At 64.3% G+C, this 25,721-nt stretch carries 29 protein-coding genes; 7 read left to right on the forward strand and 22 right to left on the reverse strand.

Annotation, left to right across the window (positions count from 1 at the left end; translation table 11 throughout):
* Positions 1 to 247 precede the first annotated feature (247 nt).
* Entirely contained in the window at positions 248 to 889 is a 642-nt protein-coding gene (locus NLI89_RS19490) for an SOS response-associated peptidase family protein (RefSeq protein ID WP_254688495.1), read from the reverse strand.
* A gap of 137 nt (positions 890 to 1,026) precedes the next feature.
* On the opposite strand from NLI89_RS19490, the gene NLI89_RS19495 reads away from it, so the two are divergent.
* Together NLI89_RS19495 and NLI89_RS19500 are read left to right on the forward strand one after the other, a co-directional pair.
* Positions 1,027 to 1,464: a LexA family protein gene (locus NLI89_RS19495; RefSeq protein ID WP_254688496.1), complete on the forward strand. Its 438-nt coding sequence runs from the start codon at positions 1,027 to 1,029 to the stop codon at positions 1,462 to 1,464.
* A gap of 10 nt (positions 1,465 to 1,474) precedes the next feature.
* Complete coding sequence (locus NLI89_RS19500) at positions 1,475 to 2,737, forward strand: Y-family DNA polymerase (protein ID WP_254688497.1); 1,263 nt, start codon at positions 1,475 to 1,477, stop codon at positions 2,735 to 2,737.
* Positions 2,738 to 3,228: 491 nt separating this feature from the next.
* Here the strand turns inward: NLI89_RS19500 and NLI89_RS19505 are convergent, their stop codons facing one another.
* A complete protein-coding gene (locus NLI89_RS19505) occupies positions 3,229 to 3,726 on the reverse strand; it encodes a MucR family transcriptional regulator (RefSeq protein ID WP_254688498.1) in 498 nt (165 codons plus the stop codon).
* A gap of 817 nt (positions 3,727 to 4,543) precedes the next feature.
* On the opposite strand from NLI89_RS19505, the gene NLI89_RS19510 reads away from it, so the two are divergent.
* Positions 4,544 to 4,798, forward strand: coding sequence for a hypothetical protein (locus NLI89_RS19510; RefSeq protein ID WP_254688499.1), 255 nt, complete (start codon positions 4,544 to 4,546; stop codon positions 4,796 to 4,798).
* An 11-nt stretch (positions 4,799 to 4,809) separates the two neighbouring features.
* Here the strand turns inward: NLI89_RS19510 and NLI89_RS19515 are convergent, their stop codons facing one another.
* The gene (locus tag NLI89_RS19515; protein ID WP_254688500.1) at positions 4,810 to 5,016 is read right to left on the reverse strand and encodes an antitoxin VbhA family protein; all 207 of its coding nucleotides are present in this window, start codon (positions 5,014 to 5,016) and stop codon (positions 4,810 to 4,812) included.
* Positions 5,017 to 5,075: 59 nt separating this feature from the next.
* Positions 5,076 to 5,468 carry a DUF3768 domain-containing protein gene (locus NLI89_RS19520; protein WP_254688501.1) on the reverse strand — a complete coding sequence of 131 codons (393 nt, stop codon included), beginning with the start codon at positions 5,466 to 5,468 and terminating at the stop codon, positions 5,076 to 5,078.
* A gap of 251 nt (positions 5,469 to 5,719) precedes the next feature.
* Here NLI89_RS19520 and NLI89_RS19525 point away from each other — a divergent pair, with 251 nt between their 5' ends.
* The gene (locus NLI89_RS19525) at positions 5,720 to 6,046 is read left to right on the forward strand and encodes a hypothetical protein (protein ID WP_242140680.1); all 327 of its coding nucleotides are present in this window, start codon (positions 5,720 to 5,722) and stop codon (positions 6,044 to 6,046) included.
* A 95-nt stretch (positions 6,047 to 6,141) separates the two neighbouring features.
* On the opposite strand, the gene NLI89_RS19530 is transcribed toward NLI89_RS19525, so the two are convergent.
* Entirely contained in the window at positions 6,142 to 6,399 is a 258-nt protein-coding gene (locus NLI89_RS19530; RefSeq protein WP_254688502.1) for a hypothetical protein, read from the reverse strand.
* Between the two features lie 312 nt (positions 6,400 to 6,711).
* Positions 6,712 to 6,876: a hypothetical protein gene (locus NLI89_RS19535; protein WP_010188789.1), complete on the reverse strand. Its 165-nt coding sequence runs from the start codon at positions 6,874 to 6,876 to the stop codon at positions 6,712 to 6,714.
* Positions 6,877 to 7,410: 534 nt separating this feature from the next.
* Here NLI89_RS19535 and NLI89_RS19540 point away from each other — a divergent pair.
* Positions 7,411 to 7,818 (forward strand): response regulator, encoded by a 408-nt coding sequence (locus NLI89_RS19540; protein ID WP_254688503.1) that lies wholly within the window; start codon positions 7,411 to 7,413, stop codon positions 7,816 to 7,818.
* Positions 7,819 to 7,877: 59 nt separating this feature from the next.
* Here NLI89_RS19540 and NLI89_RS19545 read toward each other — a convergent pair whose 3' ends face one another.
* The 9 genes from NLI89_RS19545 to NLI89_RS19585 all read right to left on the reverse strand — a co-directional run bounded on the left by NLI89_RS19545 (position 7,878) and on the right by NLI89_RS19585 (position 13,341).
* Positions 7,878 to 8,288 (reverse strand): single-stranded DNA-binding protein, encoded by a 411-nt coding sequence (locus NLI89_RS19545; protein ID WP_254688504.1) that lies wholly within the window; start codon positions 8,286 to 8,288, stop codon positions 7,878 to 7,880.
* A gap of 715 nt (positions 8,289 to 9,003) precedes the next feature.
* Entirely contained in the window at positions 9,004 to 9,273 is a 270-nt protein-coding gene (locus NLI89_RS19550) for a DUF7673 family protein (protein ID WP_254688505.1), read from the reverse strand.
* Between the two features lie 123 nt (positions 9,274 to 9,396).
* Positions 9,397 to 9,870, reverse strand: coding sequence for a DUF6884 domain-containing protein (locus tag NLI89_RS19555; protein WP_254688506.1), 474 nt, complete (start codon positions 9,868 to 9,870; stop codon positions 9,397 to 9,399).
* Between the two features lie 7 nt (positions 9,871 to 9,877).
* Positions 9,878 to 10,171: a hypothetical protein gene (locus NLI89_RS19560; RefSeq protein ID WP_254688507.1), complete on the reverse strand. Its 294-nt coding sequence runs from the start codon at positions 10,169 to 10,171 to the stop codon at positions 9,878 to 9,880.
* The gene (locus tag NLI89_RS19565; protein WP_254688508.1) at positions 10,168 to 10,371 is read right to left on the reverse strand and encodes a hypothetical protein; all 204 of its coding nucleotides are present in this window, start codon (positions 10,369 to 10,371) and stop codon (positions 10,168 to 10,170) included. Before NLI89_RS19565 ends, NLI89_RS19560 begins: the two co-directional genes overlap by 4 nt.
* Positions 10,372 to 10,431: 60 nt before the next feature.
* Positions 10,432 to 10,656, reverse strand: coding sequence for a hypothetical protein (locus tag NLI89_RS19570; protein WP_254688509.1), 225 nt, complete (start codon positions 10,654 to 10,656; stop codon positions 10,432 to 10,434).
* 87 nt (positions 10,657 to 10,743) lie between these two features.
* A complete protein-coding gene (locus NLI89_RS19575) occupies positions 10,744 to 11,703 on the reverse strand; it encodes a DUF2493 domain-containing protein (protein WP_254688520.1) in 960 nt (319 codons plus the stop codon).
* Between the two features lie 260 nt (positions 11,704 to 11,963).
* On the reverse strand, positions 11,964 to 12,416 hold the full coding sequence (locus NLI89_RS19580) for a hypothetical protein (protein WP_254688510.1): 453 nt from the start codon (positions 12,414 to 12,416) through the stop codon (positions 11,964 to 11,966).
* A gap of 400 nt (positions 12,417 to 12,816) precedes the next feature.
* Complete coding sequence (locus NLI89_RS19585; protein ID WP_254688511.1) at positions 12,817 to 13,341, reverse strand: hypothetical protein; 525 nt, start codon at positions 13,339 to 13,341, stop codon at positions 12,817 to 12,819.
* Between the two features lie 33 nt (positions 13,342 to 13,374).
* Here NLI89_RS19585 and NLI89_RS21950 point away from each other — a divergent pair, with 33 nt between their 5' ends.
* Positions 13,375 to 13,713: a phage head-tail connector protein gene (locus NLI89_RS21950; protein WP_368077306.1), complete on the forward strand. Its 339-nt coding sequence runs from the start codon at positions 13,375 to 13,377 to the stop codon at positions 13,711 to 13,713.
* A gap of 438 nt (positions 13,714 to 14,151) precedes the next feature.
* Here the strand turns inward: NLI89_RS21950 and NLI89_RS19595 are convergent, their stop codons facing one another.
* Positions 14,152 to 14,763 (reverse strand): DUF6927 domain-containing protein, encoded by a 612-nt coding sequence (locus NLI89_RS19595; RefSeq protein ID WP_254688512.1) that lies wholly within the window; start codon positions 14,761 to 14,763, stop codon positions 14,152 to 14,154.
* 24 nt (positions 14,764 to 14,787) lie between these two features.
* Positions 14,788 to 15,420: a hypothetical protein gene (locus NLI89_RS19600; protein WP_254688513.1), complete on the reverse strand. Its 633-nt coding sequence runs from the start codon at positions 15,418 to 15,420 to the stop codon at positions 14,788 to 14,790.
* Between the two features lie 152 nt (positions 15,421 to 15,572).
* Between NLI89_RS19600 and NLI89_RS19605 the strand changes: the two genes are divergently transcribed.
* Entirely contained in the window at positions 15,573 to 16,268 is a 696-nt protein-coding gene (locus NLI89_RS19605) for a YfbU family protein (RefSeq protein ID WP_254688514.1), read from the forward strand.
* Between the two features lie 233 nt (positions 16,269 to 16,501).
* On the opposite strand, the gene NLI89_RS19610 is transcribed toward NLI89_RS19605, so the two are convergent.
* The 5 genes from NLI89_RS19610 to NLI89_RS19630 form a co-directional block, all read right to left on the reverse strand.
* Positions 16,502 to 17,473: a phosphoadenosine phosphosulfate reductase domain-containing protein gene (locus NLI89_RS19610; RefSeq protein WP_254688515.1), complete on the reverse strand. Its 972-nt coding sequence runs from the start codon at positions 17,471 to 17,473 to the stop codon at positions 16,502 to 16,504.
* Positions 17,470 to 18,393 carry an ArdC family protein gene (locus NLI89_RS19615; protein WP_254688516.1) on the reverse strand — a complete coding sequence of 308 codons (924 nt, stop codon included), beginning with the start codon at positions 18,391 to 18,393 and terminating at the stop codon, positions 17,470 to 17,472. Before NLI89_RS19615 ends, NLI89_RS19610 begins: the two co-directional genes overlap by 4 nt.
* Positions 18,394 to 18,530: 137 nt before the next feature.
* On the reverse strand, positions 18,531 to 20,603 hold the full coding sequence (locus NLI89_RS19620) for a ParB/RepB/Spo0J family partition protein (protein ID WP_254688517.1): 2,073 nt from the start codon (positions 20,601 to 20,603) through the stop codon (positions 18,531 to 18,533).
* A gap of 124 nt (positions 20,604 to 20,727) precedes the next feature.
* Complete coding sequence (locus NLI89_RS19625; RefSeq protein WP_254688518.1) at positions 20,728 to 24,948, reverse strand: strawberry notch-like NTP hydrolase domain-containing protein; 4,221 nt, start codon at positions 24,946 to 24,948, stop codon at positions 20,728 to 20,730.
* A 109-nt stretch (positions 24,949 to 25,057) separates the two neighbouring features.
* Positions 25,058 to 25,721 (reverse strand): NYN domain-containing protein (locus NLI89_RS19630; protein ID WP_254688519.1); only part of this gene is annotated, 664 nt, incomplete at its 5' end.

Consider the following 25,721-nt stretch of genomic DNA (forward strand, 5'->3'; position numbering starts at 1 on the left):
ATCGGCGTCGGGCGCCTTTCTGACCAACGCTTCCTTGGCGAGCAGGAGCACGCCGGCATAGAAGTTCCTGACCGCGGAGACGTCGCGATCGCCGTCTTGCTGGCGATAATCCTCGACCCCCATGCGGATCGACGCGACGGCATTCTCAAACAGCGATGGCATAGGTTCTCTCCGTCGATCGAAATAAGGTGCTCCATCGCGCGGCGCATCACTGACGCGTTCTTCCACGGATATAAGGCGGCTTGATTCAGACACGGCTTCGGTCTTGGCCGCGCGTTGGGAACACCGGTCCTCGGACGCTCATTTTGGTTGCATCATAGGGGCGCTGCAGCGTCACCACGTCGTCGTATGACCCGCGTAGCCAGGTATCGACGTCCTCGGGCTCGAGGATCGTTATCATCGCCTTGGGGTGGATCGGGGCGACCAGGCTGTTGGGATCGCATGTGACCATCGTGAAACCATTACCGTCGGCGGTGCTCTGCCAGAAGCCGGCGACCGCGAAGACAGGTTGGTCGGTGACGCTGAACCACATCTCCCCTTTGAGAGGCGGCTTGCCGTCGCCTAGGTCGTGCTTCTCTGGCGTGAACTCCGCAAATTCGGTGAGCGGGATCACGCATCGGTTTTCCGGCTTGGCGGCGAGCCTGCGCCACTGGGGCAGGGCAAGCTGGCGAACGTTCGTCATCGGCCAGGGCGCCTGGCCGCCAAGGACGTCCCAGGTCATCACGTCCCAGAAGCGGTCGCCTTCCTGCTCGCGGACGACATAGTTTCGGCTTTTCGGCCGCAGCTCCTTAGGGTTGAAGCGATTGTCGCGGGGGCGTTCGCTAAACAGCTTCGCGGCTGAACCCCAAAGCGTTTCGGGTTCGCCGGCATATCGGGCTCGGTTGCACATCCGGCCATCCTATGACGGGTCGCCCGGCATCGCCACATACTCAATCCGGGCGATGGAAATCGACGAGCCTAACGATCTTATGTTCCCAATCTGTTCTCTTGGGCGTTATGAGGGGCCACGAGTTAGGGATTCAGATCATGTTGCTGCCGATCGCGCAGCCGGTCCCGCTCGCCGTAATGGCGCCGGGGCTCCGGCTGAAGCCAATCGGCGTAGCGGGAGCTGGCTTTCCGTCACCCGCCCAAGACTGGGAGGAGGACGCTATCAATCTAGTGGAGCTGCTGCGGCTCAACAGAGCCGCCAGCTTCGTCTTCCGGATCGATGGGACGAGCATGGTCGACGCCGGCATCGCCGACCGCGATGTCGTGGTGGTCGATCGCGATGTCACGCCGCGCAGCGGCCACATCGTGATCGCCGTGCTTGCCGGGGGTTTCGTCTGCCGACAGCTCGTTCACCGGGCAGGCGTGCCGTATCTCGAAGCCCGCAATAGCCGGCAAAGCTACCCAGAGCAGATTGCCGACGATCAGACGGAAATATGGGGCGTCGTGCGGGCAGCCGTTCGCGACTATCAGCGGTAAGCGCGCGCCGATGACCCACGCGATCGTCGACGTCAGCAACTTCTACGTCTCGTCGGAGAGGGTCTTCGACCCGAAGCTGCGGCGCGTGCCGGTGATCGTGCTGTCGAATAACGATGGCTGTGCGATCGCGCGGAGCGAGGAGGCCAAGGCCCTTCACATCAAGATGGGCGATCCGCTCTTCAAGATACGTGACATCGTCAAGCGCCATGGGATCGAGGTCCGCTCCTCGAATTACGAGCTGTACGCGGACATGAACCGGCGCTTCAACGCCGTGATTGCTGAGCATAGCGACCTGATCGAGATCTACTCGATCGACGAGAGTTTCTACCGGCTGCCGGTGTTGCCCAACGGCCTGGGGGATGTGGCGGCCGCGCACAAGCTGCGCGCGGCGATCCTGCGCCAGACGGGTCTTCCGACGCGGATCGGGCTTGGCCCGACGCGCGCATTGTCGAAGGTCGCGAACGCCTTGGCGAAGGCGACCGAGAAGATCTGGGGTGGTGTGGTGGACCTCCACGACACAGAGCTGCGCGCGCGACTGTTCGCCGAGTGGCCGGTCAGGGAGGTGTGGGGGATAGGGTCGGCGCTGGCGGCGCGCTTGCACCCGCTCGGAATCCGCACGACGGCCGACCTGGTGGCGATGCCGCCCGCGTCCGCACGAGATGTCGGGACGGTTGTTCTCGAGCGCCTGGTGCGCGAACTGAACGGCATCGAGTGCGACGACTTCAAGCCAGAGCCGGAGGCAAGCAAGGCGACGGCGGTAACGCGCCAGTTTGGCGCACCGGTGACGGACCTCGACGAGCTGCGCGAGGCGATGGTGCGGCGCGCGGTGCGCGCGGCCGAGAAGATCCGCCACCAAGGATTGGTGGCGACGCGACTGATCGTGTTCGCGCACGGCTCGCGCTACCGGCCGAACCCACCTTCGGCGAGCCGGCAGACCCGGATGTCGCCGCCCAGCAACGATCCGCGCATCATCGCCGGCCTCGCCGGTAGGATGATGGAGGCGATGTATCAGCCCGGGGGCGTCTATACGAAGTGCGGCGTCCTGCTCGAGGAGCTGCTGCCGCAGGGCGCGGGGCAGGGGGACTTGTTCGCCGTGGAGGATCCGCGGGCGCCCGGCTTGCTGGCGGCTATGGATGGCCTCAACGATCGTTTTGGCCGCGGGACGGTAGGGATCGCAGCGCAGGGGTTCGGCGCGCGCGGGTTCGATACGAAGCGAAGCCAGAAGAGCCCAGCATGGACGACCCGGATCGGGGAGATACCGATAGCCCGATAGGTGCGTGGCAGGGAGCGGGTTCTACGAAGAGTGGATTTCCGCTCAGGGCGTGAGGGCGATCCATCCTGAAACTAGATTTTCAGGATGGATGGCGTATATGGGGTGTGCGGTTTCATCGAGTCAGATCGGTGTCACTTACCTGAACCCGTCGCGCTGTGAACGCGACGGGTTCAAACTTCCGGGGCTGGCGCCGTGAACAGCGCCGGCCTTTTTCTTGGAAAAAGGGCGAAGGCCCTGTGAGACCTCCGCCCCCGCTAAGCCGGAATTACTTCCGGCCCAGCGTGACGATCGCGACGACTAGCGAAACACCAGTCAGCACGACCATTGCGGTTTCATACATGGTCAAATCAATATCACCTCCTTTGGGTGACATGATTTGCGGCAGGGGCTGTGAACTCCCTATCGCTGTCACCCAGGAGTATCATACAGCGAGTGCGCGATTTCGTGCATTAATTGGTTTCACGATCGCGAACGCGCTTTGCGATCCTGACTTATGCAGGCGTTGCCACCTTGAGCTTGCGCCGAGGTATCGGCGCTGGCGGCGGTCCTTCCACCTCTGCCTCTGGCGTCTTGGGTTTCCGTCCAAGGCCGATCTGCTTAGCCATGGCGCGACGTGCCTCGCTATAGGCCGGCGCTACCATCGGATAATCGGGTTTGAGATTATAGCGGGCGCGGTACTCCTCGGGCGTAAGCCCGTTGCTGCTCAGATGGCGGCGCAGGGTTCGGTACGGCTTTCCGTCGATCATCGATATGATCTGATCAGGCGATGCCAGCGACTTTCGCGCCGTCGTTGCCGGTGGATATTCCGCGGCGGTTGGCGCGGCCGGCTGCTGATCGGCTTCGGCCGGGGCGTCCAGCTTCACCAGGGCCGCGTGCATGGAGGTAAGGAAAGCCGGGACAGCATCGGCTTCGGGGCGAGTATTCGGGTTCGCAAGCCACGCGGCGGTGAGTTCGGCCGCCAACGCAATCCTGTCAGTCTTTTCGTCCATATCTATTCCCTGTTGCACAGCGGTGCCGATCGTAAGCGATCCTGCCCCAGGCCCGCCAAGGCCCGTGGTTCTGGCAAAGCATGCGGCGCGTGTCGATCAGTGCGGGCAAGATTCCGGCAGCGCGCGAGGAGCCGCAGCGGAGCGATGATCGCCCAAATACGGCTTCGCGCATCGATGAACAAAAAAAGGCCGCCCAAAGGACGGCCTGGAAGTTTTAGGAGAGGATGCCTGAAAGGCCTGTCTTTGCTGCACCTGCGAACAAAAGATCGCAAGTGCAATCGTCGCAATGGCAGTTACGCCAGGCAGCGGTTCGATCCGTAGGCCCGTCTGGACCTGTCATCCAGGAAGCGATGGCACAGCGCGCGGTGTGCGACAGGGCGAGAGCGGGGCGGCAATGCCGCCCCGTCCTTGGTCACTCTTCCCAGAGCGGCCTGAGCTTGCGGGGCCGCTTCGCTGCAGGCCGGGGGGCAGGGGCCGGCATCCCGTGTGCTGCGATCTCTGCCTGGATGCTTGCCAGTTCAGCCAACCATGCCTGGGTGCGTGCGGTGTGCGTGTGCATGTGAACCTCCGTCTGTTCGCCTAAGACGGGCGCGGCCTGACGGTCGGTCGGGGCCGGGGTCACAGGACCGCGCAGCGGCCGCGAAGCGGGGCGTGGGGGTGCCGATTTTGTCGTGGCCGGCGTGAAGCGCAGCGAAAACGCAGGCCGCGGCAAAATTGAGGGCACCGCGCATCCTTGACGCCGGCCCTGACCGATCGTCACGATAGAAGGGTGTCGACGACAGAGCCTTTAAAACGCTTGGGGGGTACGAGACGGCTGATGAGTGTGCCTACTCCGATCGAGCTGCGCGCAATGCTGTTGACGGTGATCGCAGGCGCCAGCGAGCCCCCTGTTGCCCGATGGGAAGCGCTGGTCGGACCGGTCGAAATTCTCTCGCTCGCTTACCACCCGAGATCCAACTGGCGTGTCGCGGTGAGCGGTACGCAGGACGATCGCCGCTGGATCGACGCGGCAATCGAGCTGGTCAGAGTCGAGCATCCCTACGTGACCGGGAAAGGAAGTCCCGGCCGGTAGGATCGTCGTCGCTAAGGCTGGACGGTCTGCGATCGGAGGATAGCCGCGGTCAGCTCGTCGCTATCGATGTCGCCGGCGATATAGCTGGCGTTGAGACGTTCGATCTCCTCGGGGAGGATGCCGCCTTCATGGCGAACGTTGCCACGAGCGAAATCGACCTCACGGTGACGGCGTGTCCGCTCGCTTGCGCTGATCTGTTTGATCGTTTCGACGTTCATAATCCGATCCTTTCGATAGAGGGTGGTATGCCCCGGCGACTGAGCGCCGGGGCGGAAGGTCATCGCTCATCGGTTCGCATGATGGTGAGGACACGGACGGTCTGGAAGGGATCGGACGGATCCTCAGACCCAGCGGTGAGGTCGAGATTGTAATAGTCGATGTTCCAGTAGCAGGGCACGCCCGCGAACTCGAACTTGCCCATGTCGCGCTCGCCGTGCGGGTTGATCGCGTTGTCGAATGCGTCAAAATCGCGCACCTCACGCAGGATCTGGGCGCGGTTGCGCCATCCCCGAAACAGGCTGACGTCTCCGATAAGCTCGGCGATCCCGATAGTCATCACGACGCGGTTGTTGCCGGGTGCGGTAATGTGTTCGCGCAGCCAGTCGTTGAGCTGCGCGATCTTGGTTACGCCATCCTTGGCGCGGTCTGAATGCGGCGTTTGCTCGGCCATGATGGTCTCCTCGTTCTGACCCCGCCAATCGGGGTCGTTCGACAGGCGACAGGACTGCCGGGGCATAGTTCACGTAAGCGCACCCGCAGGGTCGAAACGCAGTGGAGAAGCCCGCTTGGGCGGGCTTGCGCGGGTGGACGCCCCGGCGAGGACTGAGAGCCCGAACACCCCGCTGATTGGCGACAAGGGGGAGGCCATTTCCCCGATCCTGACGCTGGACGACTGTCGCGATCGGGGCGTATCGTTCGGCTATGGAAACGGCTGCCGACATTGTCACCCTGTGGCCCCGCTGGATGGAGAGCGCGGGCGAGATGCTGCGCATGAATGCTCTGGTCCGGACGCGCTGCTGCGGCTGCGGGACGCTGATGCGGGCCGACCTCAACGACATCGTGGCACGGCATGGCCCCGGCTATTCGTTGATCGACAAGCTGGAGCGGTGCCGGATGGTCGAGTGCATCAGCTCGACCTTCTACCTGGCATCGCGGACCTATGGCGGCCAGTGGACGACGCTGCTGCGCGATCCGGAGCTGGTGACGGCGTTCGAGGTTCTGCCGCCCGTGCGGACGGCGCGACGCTGACCGCTGGGCTTGTCTTACCGCGGTAGGGTTCGATCTGGATCCCGCCACCATCATCAGGCGGTGAGCAAAAAAGGGGGCGTGAAGCCCCCTCTTGGTCAGTGCCGCAGGATCGAGACCAGCGTTCCGACTGCCGTCAGTGCGACGATCGTAAAGCCGATGATGCTGATGACCCAGGTCTGGGTTTTCATGTGCGTATCGAGCGAGCGTTGCAGCCCGTCGATCTTCTCCTGAAGCGGCTTTGTAGCGTCTCCAACCATGCTATCGATATACTCCTCGAGGCTGGATACCACCAGCTTTGCCTGTTCGTCGCTGACGTTGATTGCTTTGAGTGTTTGATACAGATCGATCTGCATAGGCTTCTCCTTGTGCACGTTAGTGTGCGCAAGCGCCCCGACATGGGCTCCGGGCGATCGGGTCAGGGACCGCGAAGCGGCCGCGGTAGCGGGGCGCGGGGGAGCCGATTTGCGTGAGCAAATTGGGGGGGACCGCGCATCCTTGACGCGTATCGCCGTACCCATGTCACAATGACAGACACACGAATGAGCCAACCCCCAACCGTGCCGCAGCTGCGCATCGCGCGGGGCCGGGGCGGGCTCGATGCCCGTTCTGGCTCCTGGCCTTCTTGCGTCTGAGGAAGGCGCGGGGGCCTCCCGGCCCCCACCCGGTCAGGCGAAGGGGTCGTATTCGTTCACGACGACGACCGAACTATCGTGATCTTCGGCGGTGATGACGGCGTATTGCGTGCCGATGGCGATGACCATGGTTGCCACCATCAGGGTCTTTGCGAGGCTCATGGCGTTTTTGCGGGCGATCCAGATATCGTTGAACATGTCCGAGGCTCCTGTGAAGCCGGCGGGTTCATCCCCGCTCGACAGGCGCCCGACAGGACGGGGAGGGGCCGCGATCACTTTTTTCGCGTGCGAAAAAAGCCGTAGCGAAGCGCCCGGACCCCTTGCGGGTTGATCGTATAAGGCCCCGAGCCGGCCCAAGGATTGCGCCTCAAAGAGCGGGGTGAAGCTCGCTGGTTGGAGCGTCGCTGCGTGAGCGCTGGGTCGCCGGTGACGCTTCCCCTCGTAGGGATGGTGGACGCCTGCCCGATCCCGTCCCTAGTCTGCGTCCATGCCGATGGGAGAGTGCGTCGGGCGACAAGGCCGCCCCGGCTGGGCCGGGATGGAAAGATGTTGCCGCATTTCGGAAAAGGATTTCCTGCGCGCTACGCGCCCGTCAGTTGATCGTCACCCGAATGGGCCGAAACCCAAAGGGGCTCGGTGGAGCGAAGCGGAATAGAGCGACGGTCCCGGTACAGCCGGGAGACGCCGTAGATTGATCGGGGTCTTTTGACTTAGATCAACGGTTGAGCATCAATGGACCTTTCAACCGAACCCTATGCTCTTGTCGTCGACGACGATGCCCTGATCCTGATGGACGCTTGCGAGATCCTCCGGGAGGCCGGCTTTCGATGTCATGAAGCGGGCACCGGGCACGAAGCGGTAACGCTCCTCGAGGTACATGCAGACAATGTCATCCTGGTGTTTTCCGACGTCGAGATGCCGGGCGACATGAATGGGTTTGGGCTGGCGCATCATGTTGCTGCACATTGGCCCCACATCGAGATCGTCATCTCGAGCGGTCGGCGGAAACCAGAAGCTGGGGACATGCCCGACAAGGCGACTTTCCTCGGCAAGCCGTTCAATACGCGCATGGTTCACGACCATCTGCGCGAGACACTGCCCAATGGGAAGAAGCCGGAGCCACTCAAGCAGGCCGTCTAAGCTGCGGCGAACGCGAAGAGAGGCCCGGAGCCGAAGCTCCGGGCCGTTCCCGCCCAGGTTCAGAAGGGGACGTCGTCGTCGTCCAGACCGCCGTGGTCTTGCGTGTTCCCCTGGCTCTGGCGGCCGCGGCTGAGGAAGGTGACCTCGTCGGCGATGATCTCGACGCCGTAGCGCTCGATGTTCTCCTGGTCGGTCCAGCGGGTGTAGTGGATGCGACCCCGGACCATGACCTTCTGGCCCTTGTCGACATACTGGGCGACGGTCTTGCCGACGCCGTTGAAGCAGGTGATCCGGTGCCACTCGGTGTCTTCGATGCGGCGGTTGTCGCTGTCCTTCATGATCTTGCCCTCGCTGTCGCGCTTGGGGCGCGAGGTGGCGAGGCTGAACTGGGTGATCTTGGTGCCGCCCTGGGTGGAGCGGGTCTCGGGCGTGGCGCCGACGTTGCCGGCGAGGATGACGAGGTTCTGCATTTCGAGGTTCCTTTTTTGCTTCGCCGGGGGTTCGTCCCCTCGACTGAACACCGTCAAAGACGGCCAGGACGCCCTCTCCACCGAAGCGCGAAGCGGGTAGGGGAACCCCGATCAAAGGGGTGGTGCGGGCAGCCGTGGCACACGGCAACTCGGCCCGAATGATCGCGGGTTGGAGGGGGTGGACGGCCGGCTTAGGTCGTTCAGGAAAGAGAGGGGATGAACCCCCACGGGCGCGCAAACGCCAAGGATCCGAAGAGCAGGACACTCTTGTCGCTATCCTCGTCCGGCATTGCCATCGCTTGATCCCTCAGCCGGAGCGGCTTCGATTGCTGTGTCGCCACATCCTCGTGCTGGGCGCGCGGGGCTTTCATGGAGGATGACCGCCACCCTTCGCAGACCAGGCCCCGGCCTTCCTGCCTACGGCGCGCGCGCCGTGCCCGATGTCGATAGGCCGACAGGTCGGTCCCGCGCGATCCGCGCCGCTGGGCTGCTAGAATGAAGCGCGGCTGTCGTGATGCCGATCGAGACTTCCACGCGGACGCGAGCTGGGCACCGCGACGACATGCTGCGCGATGACGCGCTCCCCCCAACCGGGGCGGACGGCCGGGCTGACTCCTGCGCCATGCCACAGGAAACCGCTCCGCGTCTCAGATCCGATGCGGGCGCGCCAGCGCCGCAAATATCAAGCGCGGCCCGCCCTGCAGGGCGGGGGATGTTACTCGCCCCGATACCGCTCGCAGATCTCAGCCATCGTGTCGCGGTAGCCCCATTCGTCAGCGTAGATCACCGGGTTCTGCGCGAGGTAGGCGAGGACGGTAAGCATATCCTCGGCGATCGTTTCATCGAGATTGCAAAGGTGGAGGACGGGAAAGTGTCCGTTGTCACCGCCATTCCACCAAGCAAGGAGGAAGTCGGCAACCTTCGGCGACGCGCCGGTCTCACCGGCACGCGTCGGGGGGAGGGCGATCGGGACAAGACGAGCCAAGGCTGTGGCTACATCGTTGAACGAGACTGCTGGTATGGCGGGACGGCGTACAGGTGATTCCATGTCGATGTTACTCCTGCTCTGAGGAATCTAGCAGCCCCGCAGCATGAACGCGACGTTCCGCTACCAGGTCGGGAAGAGGTCCAGTTGTGCCGCGCGCGCGGCGCGTTCACGCCCCTCGGCGATCTGAGCGGCGAGCCAAGCCTTCTGCTGGCCGATACCCATGCCAAGCATGGGAACGGTCGCGCGCTCGCCGGCGAAGGCAAGTAGCGGCTCGCGGTAGAGGCGACCGGCGAGGAAGACGATCGGACCTGCGTGGCAAGGCCCGATCGCACGCCTGAGCTGCTGGACCGTTTTCTTACCCCAAAGACGCCGCTCCGCGGCCGAGAGGTCGCGGAGGGTGGTGTCGTAGGGGGCGAGGCGCTGGGAGGGCTTTACGAGGCCGTGCGCGGCCGAGAGCACGAACCAGCGATCGCCGGTCTCCTCGACGTAGGTTCGCGCTTTGCGAAACCAGTCCGAGCGATAGAGATCAGCCGCGCGCGCGCGGCATTCAAGCTTCTGCGAGACGCAGGCAACGAGATAGATCGGAGATTCCACGAAGTGCCTATCGCGGAGGACCGGTGAGGCCGGGACGGCGCGGACGCGCCGGCGCGGCGAGTTGATCGATGATAAGCTGGCGATGCAGTGCTGCCGGGAGGTCGGGGATGTGCCTGCGCGCGACGACGAGCAGTGGATCGGGAACGCGGACCTCGCCGTAGAACGCGCCGAGCCAGATGGCGGGGCTTTCATCCTCGTCCTTTCCGTCGCCCGTCCAGACCTGGAGGAAGAAGGAGGCGAGTGGGGCATCCCACCCGATCGACAAACGGGCTTGTCCGTTCTGGAAGTCATGGCGGCTCATTCAAGCGTCTCCGTGATGAAGCTGCCGCGCCCGTCGCGGAATGCTCCAACGACGTTTCCGCTATCCCAATGCCCGCCCAGAATGGCCTTGCGGTTGACGCCGCATATGGGCCGGCGCCGCGCGGCCAGCAGGCGCGCGCGCCGGGTGTCGCGGTCGATGGGTATGCCCATGATATCAGTGGCATTACGGAGCGGTTTCATGGCTGATCTCTCCCATTCAGGGGACGGGTTGTCGAACTGGCCTCGCCGCGATGATCTTGACTAACCGGCGTTCCCGATATCCGACAAGAAGGGATCGACTGACGCTTCGATGTCCTCGGGCGTCAGATCGTCGCGCGCAAGAAGGTCGCGATCTGACAGGACCGCACGCGGAGCGGCGGGATTGCCGGTAGTGACGATATGGAAGGTGTCGCCGTCGGCCGTCGCCCGGCGCAGCGCGAAGCGCCAGCAATGGGCGGCGGTCTGGAACGGGTTCGGGCGCGGCATGATGATCTCCTTGGTTCGGGTGGGAGTGAAGCCTGCGGCGAAGCCGCGAATGCGAGGCCGCTGGCGTCCCAGCGGCCGAGCCGAAGCTCAGGCGACCTTGCGGTCGCGCTGAGCGTTCTGTGCTGCGGGTGGGGTGCCGAGGGGGCCGCGGCGATCGACCACGCGGATGCCTGCCTTCTTCGCGTCGATAACCAGTCGCTCGGTTACGCCGTTGCCCTGGAAGGCGATGACGTAGCGGGGCTTTAGCGAGAGCATCTGCTCGTTGCGACGGAAGCCGGCACGATCTCCGAGTTTGCGGTCGAGACCGAAGCGGACTTGCTGGATGCCGTTCTGTTCGGCCCACGACGCCGCGATGCGCTCGATTCCCTTCATGTCGCCGCCATGGACGAGATACATGTCGCCGACGCGCTCCCGAACCGCATTGAGGGTGCGCAGCAGGTTGTCGCCAAACGCCTTCATGTCTTCGTCGGTCCGGAAGGTCAGCCGTCCCCCGGCAAACACGACCGGGGTGCCCTGTGCCGTGTTGGCGTCGCGGACGCGCTCGCGGCGAGCCTGAAGGAAGGCGCGTCCGTCAACGATTGCCGACGTCACCCCGAGCGAAATGCGGTTGCCGGTCGACGGGATCCAGGAACGGCCGGTTTCGCGGATGTAGTGTGCCGCTGCGGTGTCGCGCATGTGTTCGTAGCAGGTGGCGGCTTCCTCGATCTTCTTGGCAAGGTCGATCTTGTCCTCGAGGTTAGAGGTGTTGATCTCCGAACCGTCCTGCTCGGCCAGGAGGAGCCTGATCTCGTCGGTGAGACGGTCGATCATCGCGTGCTTTTTGGCCGCGGCCCGGTGGAAGAGGTTGACCAGGCCCCAGCCCATCTCCTCGATGTCGCGTTCGAGCGACGTATTCTGAAGGGTTGCGAACAGGTCGCTCCAGATGGCGGTGGTGGTCTGCTCCAGTGCGTCGGTCGAGGGCGGGCACATGCCCGAAACGTCTTCGGCGCGGGGTTCGAGGTGTCCAAGCTCCAGAGCGGAGAGTGCGGCAGCGAGGGAAGTGGTCATGGGGTCAAGCCCTTCATCTGATCGAGGCCGGCGGCCTATCCGCCGGATGCGCACCTCCTGGGCGGCCGAATAAGAGGCGCCCGCACCGGAGCGTAAGCGCAGGGAAACCGCAAAAACCGGGGTGGAGCGGGCAGCCGCGAAGCGGCAACTCGGCCCGGATTTTTGCGGTTGCGGGGGCCTCGCGGCCGCCCATGTGCCGCATCTCTCTGGCGGAAGGCTCTCGGGCGTCAGGTGGCGTCGGGCGCAGACGTGACCACGCTTCATGCTACGGTTGAAGTGGGGCTCAACCCGAACGTCGCGATGTCGTCGAGAATCGCCTGCCCCGTTGCACATAGGCGGAACATCGCCGCTGGGGTGATCCTCAACGCTCCGTCGGTGCCGATCGCATCGACCATGATGCGGAGCTGGTCGGCCAGATCCTCGCTCCGGGTCGCGGCATAGCCCGCGCACGCTGCCACCTCAGAGAACACGCCCGGGACGGGCAGGACGGAGGCACCCCCTCCATCGGGGACAAAGCGCCAAGGATCGACGTCCGCGCCTTCAGCGATCGCGCTGACATAAGTGGGATGCTCCGTATCGAGGCTCTTCCACCCGTCGGTCGTATGCGACACATCGATCGCGGAGCGACAGGCGCTGACGACATCTTCCGCCTCGACCGTGATTTCCGCACGGGCATGGGCAGGGTATTCGCAGTGAACGGTGAAGGTTTTCATGGGACCGGACTCCTGAAGGTTGGCAAATGGGACCCAAGCGGTTCGAGTCATTCGTAGCGGGGACGCTCGGCCGGATAGGCGAGAGGGGGCCAGCCATCGTGGACGCGGGCCTCGAAGCGCCAGCGGAGAGGACGCTGCTGATCGATCGCGCGTGGTCGCCGGTGTTCCAGTCGCGATCGAGATGCGGCTGAATTCGACTAACGTTCGTCCGACAAGGACTATCCGGACCGTTGGTGGCTCGTGTTACCGGGAAGGGCGTCTGCGCCGTCGATGCAGAGTTCACCGATGTCGCACCACTAAAGGACGGCAATGGCCAGTACCTGTGGCAGCCTTCGCTTGTTCTCGGCCAGCCGTTACGAAACCGCCGGAAGAGCGGCGGGCAACCGCCGCTCTTCCGGCGTCAAAGGAATACTTGGCTCCAACCACCTAGGTTTTCCCAATAATCCTGCACTTTGTAAAACACCTTTGCGGCTTCGACCGGTTGACCCTTACTGTAGATATAGAGGGGATCGTCGGCGACCTGCGGCATGGTGCCGTTATCAAGTAGGGACTTCTCGAGACTTTTGACGTGGCTGCCCCACAGGACATGCTTTGAGCCATTGGCGACGGATTGACACAGAGCGATTTCGGGGCAGTCGCGTTCGACGGCAGCTAAAAAGAGCTTCTTCGTCATTCGAGCCTCTGTGATCCCGAACACTCGCCTGATTTCCTCGTTTGTGTCATCCTTCTCAAGAGCGACCCAAAGCCAATCGGTCACATGCCACTGGGTCAACGCGCAGTTTATAGCTGCATCGCGCCGATCGTCGTTGTCAGCTGCACCAACGAAGCGATGGTATTCTCGCTCGGCTTTCTTCAACATCGCTGCTGCCGACGAAATCCCAAAGCTGCGGAAAGCCTCTCGCAGGTCATCATTCATGCGGCCCATCAGTCACCTCCATCGCGATCCGCCAAGTAGAGGATGGATAGTACCGTCATCACCGTCGAGGAAGTCAAAGCATGGGTCCTCATCGATGATGATGCCGACGACGCGGCGATTGAACTCCTCATTCTTGCTGCTCAGGAGCAAGCATCCGCGCGGCTTGGCCCGTGCCTCCATCAGCACGATGACGCGCAGCTCCGAAGTCGAAAGCTCGAGCACTTCGTGGGGCTTGATGCTGCCGCAGAAGAAGCAGCTCGATTTGGGCGGAACGGGCAGGCCGGCACGCGCGATGCGTGTCTCGCAGCCGGCGCGCGACCAGCCCCATTCCCGCAAAGGGTAGCGATAGGCGTAGCGAGATCCTCGCACCCGATCGCGTGATGGTAGCGCTGCGTGTCGCGGCCCGAGGCGTCGTAGCCAATCAGCTTCACGACACGGCCGCCTGCATCCCAGCAGCGCCGCGCCGGCTCCCAGGTGGCGGTCCACGCATCCTGCGGGGCCGCCTTCCACTTTTGCGAGCAGGACCCTCCACCAAACACCACGGACGGCAGCGTCGCATTGGTCAGCATGTTCTCGGCGATGCCCGCATAGGGCGGCCAATGTTGGAAATTGCGTGGCTGGTAGCTGACAATTTCGGACGCAATGCCGCGCTCTGCCATCCAGGCCCGGAACAGCGGGATAAAGGCATAGGTCGCCGACTTCTCGGCGCCGGGGTCGGCGAAAAGTACCATGTCTACGGCCTCGCCGCGTTCGGCGAGCTCGACGATCATGGCGGTGGAATCGACGCCGGCGCCCCATGCGGCGATCACGGGCAGCCGATCAGCCATTGGCCGCGTCCTTGGGCACGATCGCGGCATGGACGATCCGGTAGGCCCGCTTGCGAAAAGCCGGGATACGGCAGATCGCGCGGGTCTCGGGATCGCGAAACAGTGGAGTGCGACCCTTCGGATTGGCGACCACCTCGAAGCGGGCGCGGTCGCTGCCGTCGCTGAAACGCATGGGCTCATCGAAGATGATGGTCTGCCCCGGCTTCGGGGTTGGCTTGGCCTGCTCGAGCTTTCGAGCGACGAGATTGGCGCGGCAGCGCGCGCGCCAATCCAAGGCGTATTCGCTGTCGGTCGCGGTCAGCTCGTCAAGGATCGCGGCGGGGCACTCGCTTTCGCACGGCCCCATATGTTCGGTTATGTCTTTGTACCCAAAGACGTGACCATCGGTCGATCGCGGGTTGTGCTTGGTCAGGCACACGACGGCGAAGACCTGCCGGTCGCCGTTCGCCTCGACGCGTTCGCACGCGGCGTAATAGGTCGACGCGACCATAGACGAGGCCAGCACGGTGAGACGGTGATCGTCACGCGCGTAGGTGAACTGGTTGTCGAGATAGGAGCGCGGGACGGCGTGGCCGCCCATATCGCGCATGAAGAGCCAACCCATGACGGTTCTCCGGATTTGGTGGGATCAGGCGGCAGCGGCGAGGCGCGGAGCGCCCAGGCCGATGGAGGCGGTGAGACGACGCTGGAACGCCGGGGCGTCCAGCAACTCGGCGATCGGCGCGCGGTGAACCTGTCCCGCGTGTTCACCGGCGCGGCAGCGATTGAACGTTATCTCGCTGTCGGGGAGGAAGCTTCGCGGCACGACGCGGATCGACAGATCCGCATGGCGCAGCTCGGTCGTGCCCTCGTCGTCGTCGCGTCCCATCGCCGTATTGATGCGGGCGTCGTCCGGATCGAGCCCGATCGCCTCGGCGAGACGGGCGAGCGCGCGACGTGCCTGATAGTGGAAGGTGCGTTTGGCCGGAGGGTCGCCGGCAACGGAGTTGCCCGCGATGTCGAGCAGGGCCGGGGCGGCGATCGCCGCCATGTGCTCCTCGGCGCATCGAAGGCGTAGGTCGTTCGCGCTGGGCGCGTCACGGTCGGCGACGTCGGCCAGGTTGCGGATCAGCAGAAGGACCGCGGCGTCCCGATCGATCGGCTTGCCGGCGCGCCGGCAGTCGTCGACCGCAGCATTGAGGGCGTGGAGCGCAGCGGGCAGCGTCTCTAGGCCCGCGGGGGAGAGCGCCTGATTGTGGCGGTAGATCGTATCATAGAACATTGGATGAACCTCCTGAGCGCCAAGGCGCGCTCAAAAGGCCGAAGGCTTCCTCCCCTCTGATCAAGCTGTATCGCCCAGGGTCGATGCGCCTTGCCAAATACCGCAACCGGATCCATATACGGTGTTACGTACAATATTACGGGATAACGGTAATGCCTACGGAACGCTTTGAAATGAGGATCGATAGTGAGTTGCTCGAGCGTCTCGACAGTTGGCGAGTTGGCGAGGACGACACGCCTTCTCGAGCGGAGTCCATTCGACGCCTGATCGAAGCGGGTTTGGCGCACGACAATAAAGGCCGAGCGCCTGTCCTCAGCGATGGCGAAAAGCTCATCGCAATGATGCTCGCGGAGCTCATTAAATCAACCGGAGCAAAGGTGGAAACGAACGTCGATCTTGTTGAAAAGGCTATCACGGGTGGACACTATTGGGCGCTTGGTTGGGAGATGCCTGGCATTTTCCATGGGCACATCGACAAGCAGAGCAGGGTCCGTTTTGTCGTTGATGTGCTGGATATGTGGTCGTTCCTCGAAGAGGCCGAGGAGGCTTTAACGACGGATCCCGACCGGGAGGAGTTGGCGATGGCGGGTCATGCCCACGTCAAATTTCTTGGTTTCGACGGCAACAACGAAAGCGAGCACCTGAGCATCGCTCGATTCTTGGTCGAAGACCTCGAGCGGTTTACTAGGTTCCGCGTCGGGCATCGCGATCTGAACTCGCACGTTCCCACTGTCGAGGGTTACGGAAAGATGGTTCGCGCCTTTGAGCCTATTCGGAAAAACTTGGTCGGGCGCGGTATGTCGATAGGCGAGATGCTTACCGTGCTGAACGCGCGCCGAGCTGGGTGAAAACCCGACGCGGGTCATCGGTGGTTACAGCATCAAGCCTACGGGGTCGGCAGAACGGGAGGCCGCGTCGTAACCGCATTGCCATCCCGTGCGGAGCTTGCTGCCACGGCGGTAGGAGCAGCAGTCGTTGCCCATGACGTAGCAACGCCATCCCGATTTCTCGGCCTCCCACATCCGATCGATGCGGGCGGGAGCGAGAAGCGTCATCAAGTCGAGGTGGGGTGGGGGGTTTGTCACGGCGGACCTGCATGATCGCCGAAGGCGCCGGCAGGGAGCGTCCAGGGATCCGCCAGGATCGAGAGACGCCACGCCGGATCGTCGGCTTGGGCCAGTTCGTCAAGGTGGAGCATAGCAGCCGGAAACGGGGTGCCGCGATCGGCGAGCTGCGTGACGCTGAGCACGCGATGAATGGTCTTTCCGCTCGCCGCCTCACAGGCGGCGACGCGCTGGAAGGCGGACGGGAAGACGAGCCGAAGCGTCGCCCACTGGTCCGGCGAGCCGAAAATGCACGCGCGACACGATAGTCGGCCCCATCCCAGGACGTAGGCCGGATGGGGCCTAATTCCCGATCGCGCGAGCACGTCCCAGACTTGGCGCTCGGTCCATGGATGAACCGGACGCCAATGGTCGACGGCGCGCGAGAGGGTGGACGTGCGATGCGGCTCTAGGGCGGCGTAGCGCGCACGCGACGGGCTTTCCTCGGCGCGCTCGCCGGTGATGACGAGCGTGCGGCCGTGGCTGAACCGCGTTTGATTGCGGATCGCGGCCGCTAGAACGTCGATCTTGAGCGCTGGGCTGCACCAGCGCACGCGTAGATCGGGCGACGTCTGCGGAAAGAGCCCGCGCGTGCCGGCAGGGCCTCTGCCTCCGGCACGGCCGAAGCCGTTCGGCGTCTCGAACACGATCGCCGCAGTCGGCGCCTCGTCGCGCGCTAACTCTCGCGCGAAGCCGCCTTCGCGCCACGAGACGTAGAGTGCGGTGCCGAGATGCTCGGCGATCGCGCAGATATAGCCGGGCGTGCACGGCCAATCCATAAAGGTCGGGCCTTGGCCGTCGACATCATGGTGATGCAGCTCGATCGCCTGCGCCGGCACGCCGAGACTGAGGAGGTGCAGGAGGGCGGCAAGGCTGTCCTTGCCGCCACTGAACGCCACGACGAAGCGCCGGTAGGCGCCGAGGTCGGGGAGGGAGGCCGGAGCGATCATGCCGCTTCACGGATATCGTCCTGGGGCTCGACCGGGACGTCCAGCCCCGTCGCGCGGAGCAGATAGCCGGCAGCGGCCTCAGCCTTCGCCGCGGCGGTCATGATCGCCCGGCTGTCCTTGCGCAGCACCTTCAGCCACGAGCCGATATAGGCCGCGTGATCGTCGAGGTGCGAGGTAGGAAGACCGAGATCGGCACCGAGCAGCGCGGAGGTCATCTCGGCGCACAGCTCTTCGAAAGCGTAGGCGTCGTCGCCGAAGCGCTTGCCGAACTCGCGATCGAGCCGATCGGGGTGGCCGCTCCAATGGCCGGCCTCGTGGGCAAGCGTCGACGCGAAGAAGGCGCGCGAAGAGAAGAGCTCGACCGGGGGCATGGTGATGCTGTCGGCCGTGCGATCGTAAAACGCCCGATCGCCGCGCATGTGGACGGTCGCCGGCAGCGCGTCGATGAAGCGCTGGGCGCGCTCGGGCAGGGTGTCGGCCGGAGGCACGACATTGACCGGGCTGGGGTAGAAGTCCGGCGACAGCCCGTCGATCTGGTCACAGTTGAACACGGCGTAGGAGCGCAGCACGCGGCGCGTTTCGTCGGTCGCATCGCCCGTGACGACGGATTCGACCGTCTTGCTGTAGGATTTGTAGAAGATGGCGATCTGCGAGCGCTCGCCCTCGCGGACCTGGCCGCCAAGGGCCTGCGCCTGCTTGTACGTCATCCAAGTGCGCGAGTTGTAGCCAGCGCCCTCGGCACACAGCCACAGCCAGAAGCAGTTGATGCCCTTGTAGGGGTCGCCGGTCGCGCGTAGCGGACGGCCCCCGAGTCCGGGGCGCCACGGCTTGACCCAGGGGCGCACACCGGCCTCGAGCTTGTCGATGATGGTGTTGGTGATGATGTCGGCGGGCGACGGTTTTTCGGTGGTCTTTGCCACGGTCGTTCTCCTGATCTGGTTGAGGCGAACCCGGTCAAGCATCCTCCCCTCTCGGGGGTGGTGGCGGGTCACAAAAAGAGGGGCGACACTCCGCGAAGAGTGCCGCCCCCAGTCGCCTCGAAATGTGCAAGCCGGCGTCAGGCCGCTTGGCTCAAACCCGCGGACCCGTGGTCATCGTCCTCCTCAGGCGCGATCGCGTCGTCACCGTCCTCGCCGGGATCTTCATCCTCGGCGGGATCGGTGTCCTCGACGTCTTCGGTGAAGGTGGAGCGCAGCGGCGTCCTTGCCGGTTTCTCTTGTGCTTCGAAGCGCATCGCCTCGGGCAACCAAGCCGTCGCTTTCTCGCGGATTTCCGCTTCGACGATGCCCTGGCCGTTGCAAAGCGAGGCACAGGTGCCCGCGAGGTCGCCCTTCTTGGCATCCTTGTAGCGGCCGCGCAGGATCGGGCCGCCAATCTCCTCGAGCGCGTCGAGCATGACGGTCTTCTTGACCCGGCCGAAGAAGTTCTCGGCGGTCGGGCGCCACCAATTCTCGACCTGAATGTCGAGGAGGCGACCGAGATGGTCGTGGAAGCCGTTGCTGCGATAGCCCTCGGCGACGTTGAGCGTCGGTTCGAGGGTACGTGCTATCGAAAACGCGACCCAAGCGCCCCGGGCCTCGTCATCGAGCGTCCGGAAGGCGTCGAAGCGCGCGGTCATGGTCGGCAATCCCGCCCAGCTCGTGTCGAGCTTCTGGCGCTGGTCGTCGATCGTCTGCGACGCCATTGATCCCTCGTCGCGAAACCCGAAGATCGGGAAGCCTGCAGCGCTCGACTTCAGGGTCGAGTGGTTTGGGATGTGGGCCTGCTCGAAGACGACATTCTGCGCCATCAGGAAGATGGTCAGGTCGAGCGCCATCGCCGGGTCGCTGGCGATATGAGCTACGAGGATCTGGCGGCGCTGCGTCGCCAGTTCGTCGATCAGCGTGGCGCTGAGCGTGCGCCCCTGCTCGTTGTCGCCGGCGTCGCCGTCGCCGCTTGCACCGCCCGTCACCTTGGGCGGAGCGTTCGGGTCCACGACCGGCTTTTCGCTGAACAGGCGGGTGTGGACGCGGGGTTCACCGTCACCGCCGATATATACGAACGTGCCGATCTGCGCCTTCAGCGCCGGATCGATCTCGTGACGGGCCTCTTCGATCGTTTCCAGCTCGCGTTCGATCGCCTCGATACGGGCGTTCGCCGCCTCGGCCTCGGTGCTACCGTCGGGCAGTTCCTGCTCAAGCTGGTCGATCAGCGCGTCGTTCTCGGCCGACAGCGCCTCGACACGCGCCGTCTCATCCTCGGTGAGAGCGCGGGCGGGAGCGTGATACTCGTGAAGCTGGCGCTCGAGGTCATAGGGGACGTGCGTCGCCGCGATCGGCGTGACGAAGGCGAGGCCCTCGGTTTTAGCCAGTTCAGCCGCGGCCGCTTCCAGTTTCGAGGCGGCGAGCGTCTCGATCAGGTCGACGTCGATCCAGTTCTCATCGCCTTCCGTGGCGAACAGGTCGCCCTCGATGCGACCGCCTGCGGCGACATAGGCATCGCGACCAACAAAGCGCGCCTTGGCGTCGTTCGCCTTGACCGTGCCGTTGAGGATGGCGCGCCGGATGTTGTCGGGATTGTCGCCGTAGTAGGACGTTTTCATCTGGGCGAACACGCGGGCCTGGCGGTCGACGTCCGTGGTGACGGCGTAAGCCTGTGCGACGCCGAGGGTGATCTCTCCGGCTGCGAGCGCTTCGAACACGGGAGGGGCCAGTTCGGCAAGGCGCACGCGCTGTTCGACGAAGCGGGTGGTGACGCCCTGACGCTTGGCGACGTCCTCGGCGGTCATGCCTTTCTGGATGAGGAAATTAAATGCGGTGCATTCGTCGGCCGGATTCATCGGCACGCGCTGGAAATTCTCGGCAAGGCTCGCCTCGACCGAATTATCGTCGTTGCTCAGCACGAGGACGGGCACGGTGTGGTCAGCGGGGAGGGTGCCCTGCTCGATCAGGAGCTGGAGTGCGCGCAAGCGGCGACCGCCTGCCTTCACCGTGAACGTACCCGCCTTCTTGAGCGGGGTGACGATCAGGTTCTGCAACAGCCCCTGGGCTGCGATATTGGCGGCGAGGGTGTCGATCCCTGCGTCACGGTTGGATTTGCGCACATTGTCCTTCGACAGCGACAGGTTCTTGACCTTCACGGACTGGATCATCGGTCATACTCCATTCGAGATAAGCGCGCCGCTGTCCCGCGGTCACGCGAGCCTGCTCATCAAGCTCACAAAGCCGAAGGCTCCCTCCCCTCCCTGTGTCGGGCGGGAAGAGAGCCTCTGCTGGCTATGCGGTCATGCGATCGATCACGGTCGCAGCGGTCGCTACGGGCACGAACATCCGGGTCTTGTGCTGGATGATCTCGGTGAAGCACCCGGCCGCCTTCAGCTCGGCAAGCCGCGTGTGCGGCCAATCCAGCAGTTCGAGGCGCTGCTGGCCCGCGACCAGACTGCGCTTCAGCCGGTACGCCCCCACGGTCGCGATCTCGCCGCTCGTGATGACGTGCTTGGCGGTTTCGGCACCCGAGACGGTGATGGTCGCGGCGATGCCGAAAGCGTCCGCCAGCTTGGAGACAAGCGGGGCGGGCACGATGCGGCCAAGGAAAGACTCGCCGTCATCGGTGTTGAGCCGCCAGACCTGGACGTGATCGTCAGGCAAGCGATCCCAGACGGGGAGGAGCAGCCCGGTGACGAGATAGAGCGTGCTGGTGCGGGTCTTGCCCGACATCTCCTCGACCTCGGCCTGCCAGAGCGCAGAAAACTCCTCCTCGCTCGCCTCCTCCCACATCGTCTCGACGAGAAGATCCTGCCGCATCCGCTCGCTCCGGGTCGGGCGGATCAGCTCGTAGCGGCGCACGATTTCGCCATCGTCGTCGGTCAGCGAATAGGTGCTGCACCGGATCGCGGCCTTGCCAGACTTGCGGTTCACCATCGGCCGTGCGTCCTCACCGAGAATCCGCATTGCGGACGCGAGCGCGAGCGGCTTGTAGCGTTCCTCGGTTTCCAGGCGGAGAATTTCGGTTTCGGCGCCGCTGGTCTGGTCGCGCCGGATGACGGTGCGATCGAGGATCGTGATCCGCTCGGCATTGATGCTCTCCACGCCAAGATCCAGCGTGCCAGCTTCTTTGGCCGCCTCGATGCGCGCCTCGATCAGACCAAGATACTCGTCGAAGATCGCGTTCTGGAGGGCGATGCGCAGCGCCAGGATTCGATTGAGCCAGCGCTGGATGGGTGGCAGGTCTTCCTTCAGACCGCCCCCTTCGCCCTCCAGCTCGAGCCCGGTGAGCTTCTGGAACTGGTCGAGCGTGGTGGAGTGCAGCTTGCCATTGGCGAGCAGCCGGAACCACTGTTCCAGCGACTCCTTGGCATAGTCGCTTTCCAGATTGTCGCGCGGGTCGAACAGGCCCTGTCCGCCCGTCTGCCGCTGGCCGCGCGTGAGCGCGCCGAGGCTGTCGAGCCGGCGCGCGATCGTCGAGATGAAGCGGCGTTCGCCCCGGCAGTCGGTCGACACCGGCCGAAACAGCGGCGCGGTCGCCTGATGCGTGCGGTGCGTGCGGCCAAGCCCCTGGATGGCGGCGTCAGCACGCCAACCGGGCTCGAGGAGATAGTGATTGCGGCGCGTCTGGTTCTCGGCAGTGAGACTCGCGTGATAGCTGCGGCCAGTGCCGCCAGCATCGGAGAAGATCAGGATCTTCTTGGCACCGCGCATGAAGGCGTCTGTCTCTGCCAAGTTGGTGCGCGGCGAGCGGCTTTCGACGCGCTGGCGGCCGTGGGCGTCCATGATGACGCGCCGGCTGCGCCCCGTCACCTCGGCGACCGCATCGGTGCCGAAATGCCCGATGATATGATCGAGGGCGGAGCCGACGACGGGGAGGGCGCAAAGCTGCTCAAGCAGGGTGTCGCGCATCTCGAGCGCTTCCTGGCTGAACACGGGACGCCCGTCCTCGTCCGACATGGGTTCGGAGCGCGTCTTGCCGGTGTCGTCGACATAGGTTTTCATCTGGCGGACCGGGAACGCGGCCGTCAGATACGACATGACGAACTCGCGCGGGGACAGCTCGATGTCGAGGTTGGCGCGTTCCTCAACCGAAAGAGCCGCCAGTGCCCGATTGAGCATCGCCTCGGACGTCGAGACGAGCTGGATCACGACGCTCTCGCCGCGGGCGAGATCGGCGCGGATCGCGGGAACCAGCGAGGGCAGTTTCATGCCGATGAGCAGTTGGCAGAAGAAGCGCTGCTTGGTGGACTCGAAGATCGACAGCGCGGCCGCCTTGGCGCCGCTGTTATAGGTGTCCTTCGAGAAGCTGTCGGTGACGCGGGTCGCATCGAGCGCCGCCCGCAGGTTCGCGTGGATGATCGCCCATGCGTCGGCATAGGCGTCGTACACCTCGATCTGGTCGGGGGTCAGGTTATGGTTAAGGATGTCGTACTCGACGCCAGCGAAGCTCAGCGCGCGAGCGACGTAGAGCCCCTGCATCTTCAGGTCGCGGGCGATCAGCTCCATCGCCGCGATCCCGCCACGGCGAAGGCTGTCGACGAAAGTCCGGCGATCAGCGAACGCGGTGCCCGGACCCCACAGGCCGAGCCGGGTGGCATAAGCGAGGTTGTTGACGTCGGATGCGCCAGTCGCGGACACGTAGAGAACGCGAGCGCGGGGCAGGAGGTTCTGCAGGCGGACACCTGCGATCCCCTGGTCCGATCCGTCCTTGGTGCCGAAGCGCCCTTCGCCGCCTGCGACACCCGCCATCTCGTGTGCCTCGTCGAACACAACCATGCCGTCATAGCCGTCGCCGACCCATTCAAGGATTTGCTGGAGGCGCGTGCCCTTGTCGCCGCGGTTGGAGCGCAGCGTCGCATAAGTGAGAAAGAGGATGCCTTCACCGGCGCCGATCGGCGTGCCGAGCTTCCACTGGTTGAGGTGCTGGATGTCGAGCGCGAGACCGCCAACCGCGGTCCAGTCGCGCCGCGCGTCCTCGAGCAGCGTCTCCGTCTTGGAGATCCAGATGTGCTTGCGCCGACCGCGCAGCCACTGGTCGAGGATGATCGCGGCGACCTGGCGGCCCTTGCCGGCACCGGTGCCGTCACCGAGGAAGAAGCCGGTCCGGTAGGGATGGCCTTCCTCGTCGGGGGTGAGGGAAAGCCCCTCCTCGACTGGCTTGAACCGGCCGGGAATGTCGCGCTCGAAGGCGTCACCGGCGTAGATCAGCGTCTCGAGCTGAGCGTCGGAGAGCGTCTTGGCGTCGACGACGGACTGCGAGAGGGTAGGGACGTAGGACGGCCGTGGTGCGGTGATCGAGCCCATGGCGATCGATTCCACCAACGCGGTTGGATGCGCCGATGCGCAGCCGATCGCGATGCGGCTCGGCCGATAGGGCAGGTACACACCGACGGCCTCGCCGGTCGGAAGCGGGTCGGTGAACACCGAATAGTCGATCGCGTGCGTGGCCTGGGACTGCATGGCTTTTGCCATCGGCGCGCTCAAGCGGGTTTTGTTCGATAGACCGCCGAGCAGCGAGCTGCGCCCGCTGGGGCGGGCGAGCAGCGGGGAAGCGCGGGTGACGGAGGCGACATCCGGCGTGAACTCGCGGGCACCGATCGCCGCGAGAGCGTCAGCCAGTGATGCGCAGCGGATGAGCTCTGCGGGCGTACCGGTGCCTTTCTCAAGCACCATGATCTTCACAGGCTGGCTGGTGCCATGCTTGGCATAGGCGATCGCAGGCAGCTCGAGGTGCAGCGTCAGCGTGCAGCCCTCGGTCGCCTTCGCCCAAACGTGGTTCGATGTATCGACGCGGGTCGGCAGGGTGGCGGCACAGCGGCCTCCGGCCGAAAGCCGCATCAGCGCGGCCCGAAGGTGGCGCAAAGCAGCGAAAGAATCGGCGTGGCGGCCGATGCTGCGCGAGAAGGGTGGGTTGATAAGGACGGCCGTTGGCCGGATCGTCGACGGAAGAAGGTCGTGGATCAGCTCGGCATCGTGGCGGGTGACTCCGACACCGGGGAAGGCGGCCGCAAGCATCTCGGCTCGACCCGGATCGAGCTCGTTGAGGACGAGGCGAGCGCCGGCGCGCTGCGCGAACACGGCGAGCAGGCCAGTGCCCGCAGAGGGCTCCAAAACCAGATCGGTAGCCGCGATCCGGCCAGCGAGCGCCGCGAGATAAGCGATCGGGGCAGGGGTGGAGAATTGCTGGAGTTCGATTTGCTCCTCGCTGCGAACCGTGTGCGTCGGCAGGCTGCCGACCAGTTCGCTGAGCGCGCTGAGACACGCGCCAGGATCAGCGGGAAGATCGGCCTTCGCAAGGTGCATGACCTCGGCGAGCTCGAGCATGTCGTATGCGTCGCGGAGGGACCAGCGGCCGTCGGCCGAAGATCCGCCATAGGCCTGCTCCATGACCCACAGCAGCGTTTCGCGCTGGAGCGATCCGTTCTGGGCGATGGAACATGCGACGGCCTTGGCTGCGGTGATCGACGGTTCGGTGAAATCGAGTTCGAGAGCTGCGGCTGAAGTGCGCATCGTGGGCCTCCGGTCTGTCGCCCGGTGCTCATCACCGGATCAACAAGCCGAAGGCTCCCTCTCCTCTATGCGTGCGATGCTCGCCGTCGCAGACGACATCCGCCCAGAGCTAGACACGAAGATTATCGAGGTGGTCATCAAGGGAGATGAACTTCGACGCAGCCTCTCGCAGCTCTTTGCCGGCGTGACCCCAGAATACGACGTCGATCTGAAATCCATCGTCGCGCAGCTGCTGCACCGCCGGCACGAAATCGTTGTCGCCAGACACGATGGTAAAAACATCACTCTTGTCCGCGTTCCGGTAGGCATCGCGGGTGAGCGCCGCGACGATACCCGTGTCGATCTTCTTCTCCTTGTTCGAGAAGTTGCGATCGTGCGTGATGACCTCCCAGCCAGCGCGCTTGGCGATATCCCAGATGGCGTCGTTCTGGGGAGGGCGCGATCCGAATAGCATAGCACGGGCGGTTTCCGCCTTATTGCTACCGGCGACGAACTCGTAGAGCTTACCAAAGCTCATCCGGTATTCATTATCGATGATGCGGTGATCAAGCGCATCCCAGATATCCATCGCCAATCCCTTTTTCACCGCGCTAACGCGCTTGCCCTCGATGAACACGTTGGAATTATCGACGTAGATCCAATCAGCCATTGCTCTCTCCCGGTTGAGCGGAAGATGCTCGCTGGCCTGGGCATTGTCACGCGTAAAACCCGCAGTCTTCTGTATATGCAGCGGCCTGAATGGGGCCAATACATAGAACGGGCCCAGATATACG

This window comes from Sphingomonas faeni (assembly GCF_024273235.1).
Classification (GTDB): domain Bacteria; phylum Pseudomonadota; class Alphaproteobacteria; order Sphingomonadales; family Sphingomonadaceae; genus Sphingomonas; species Sphingomonas faeni_A.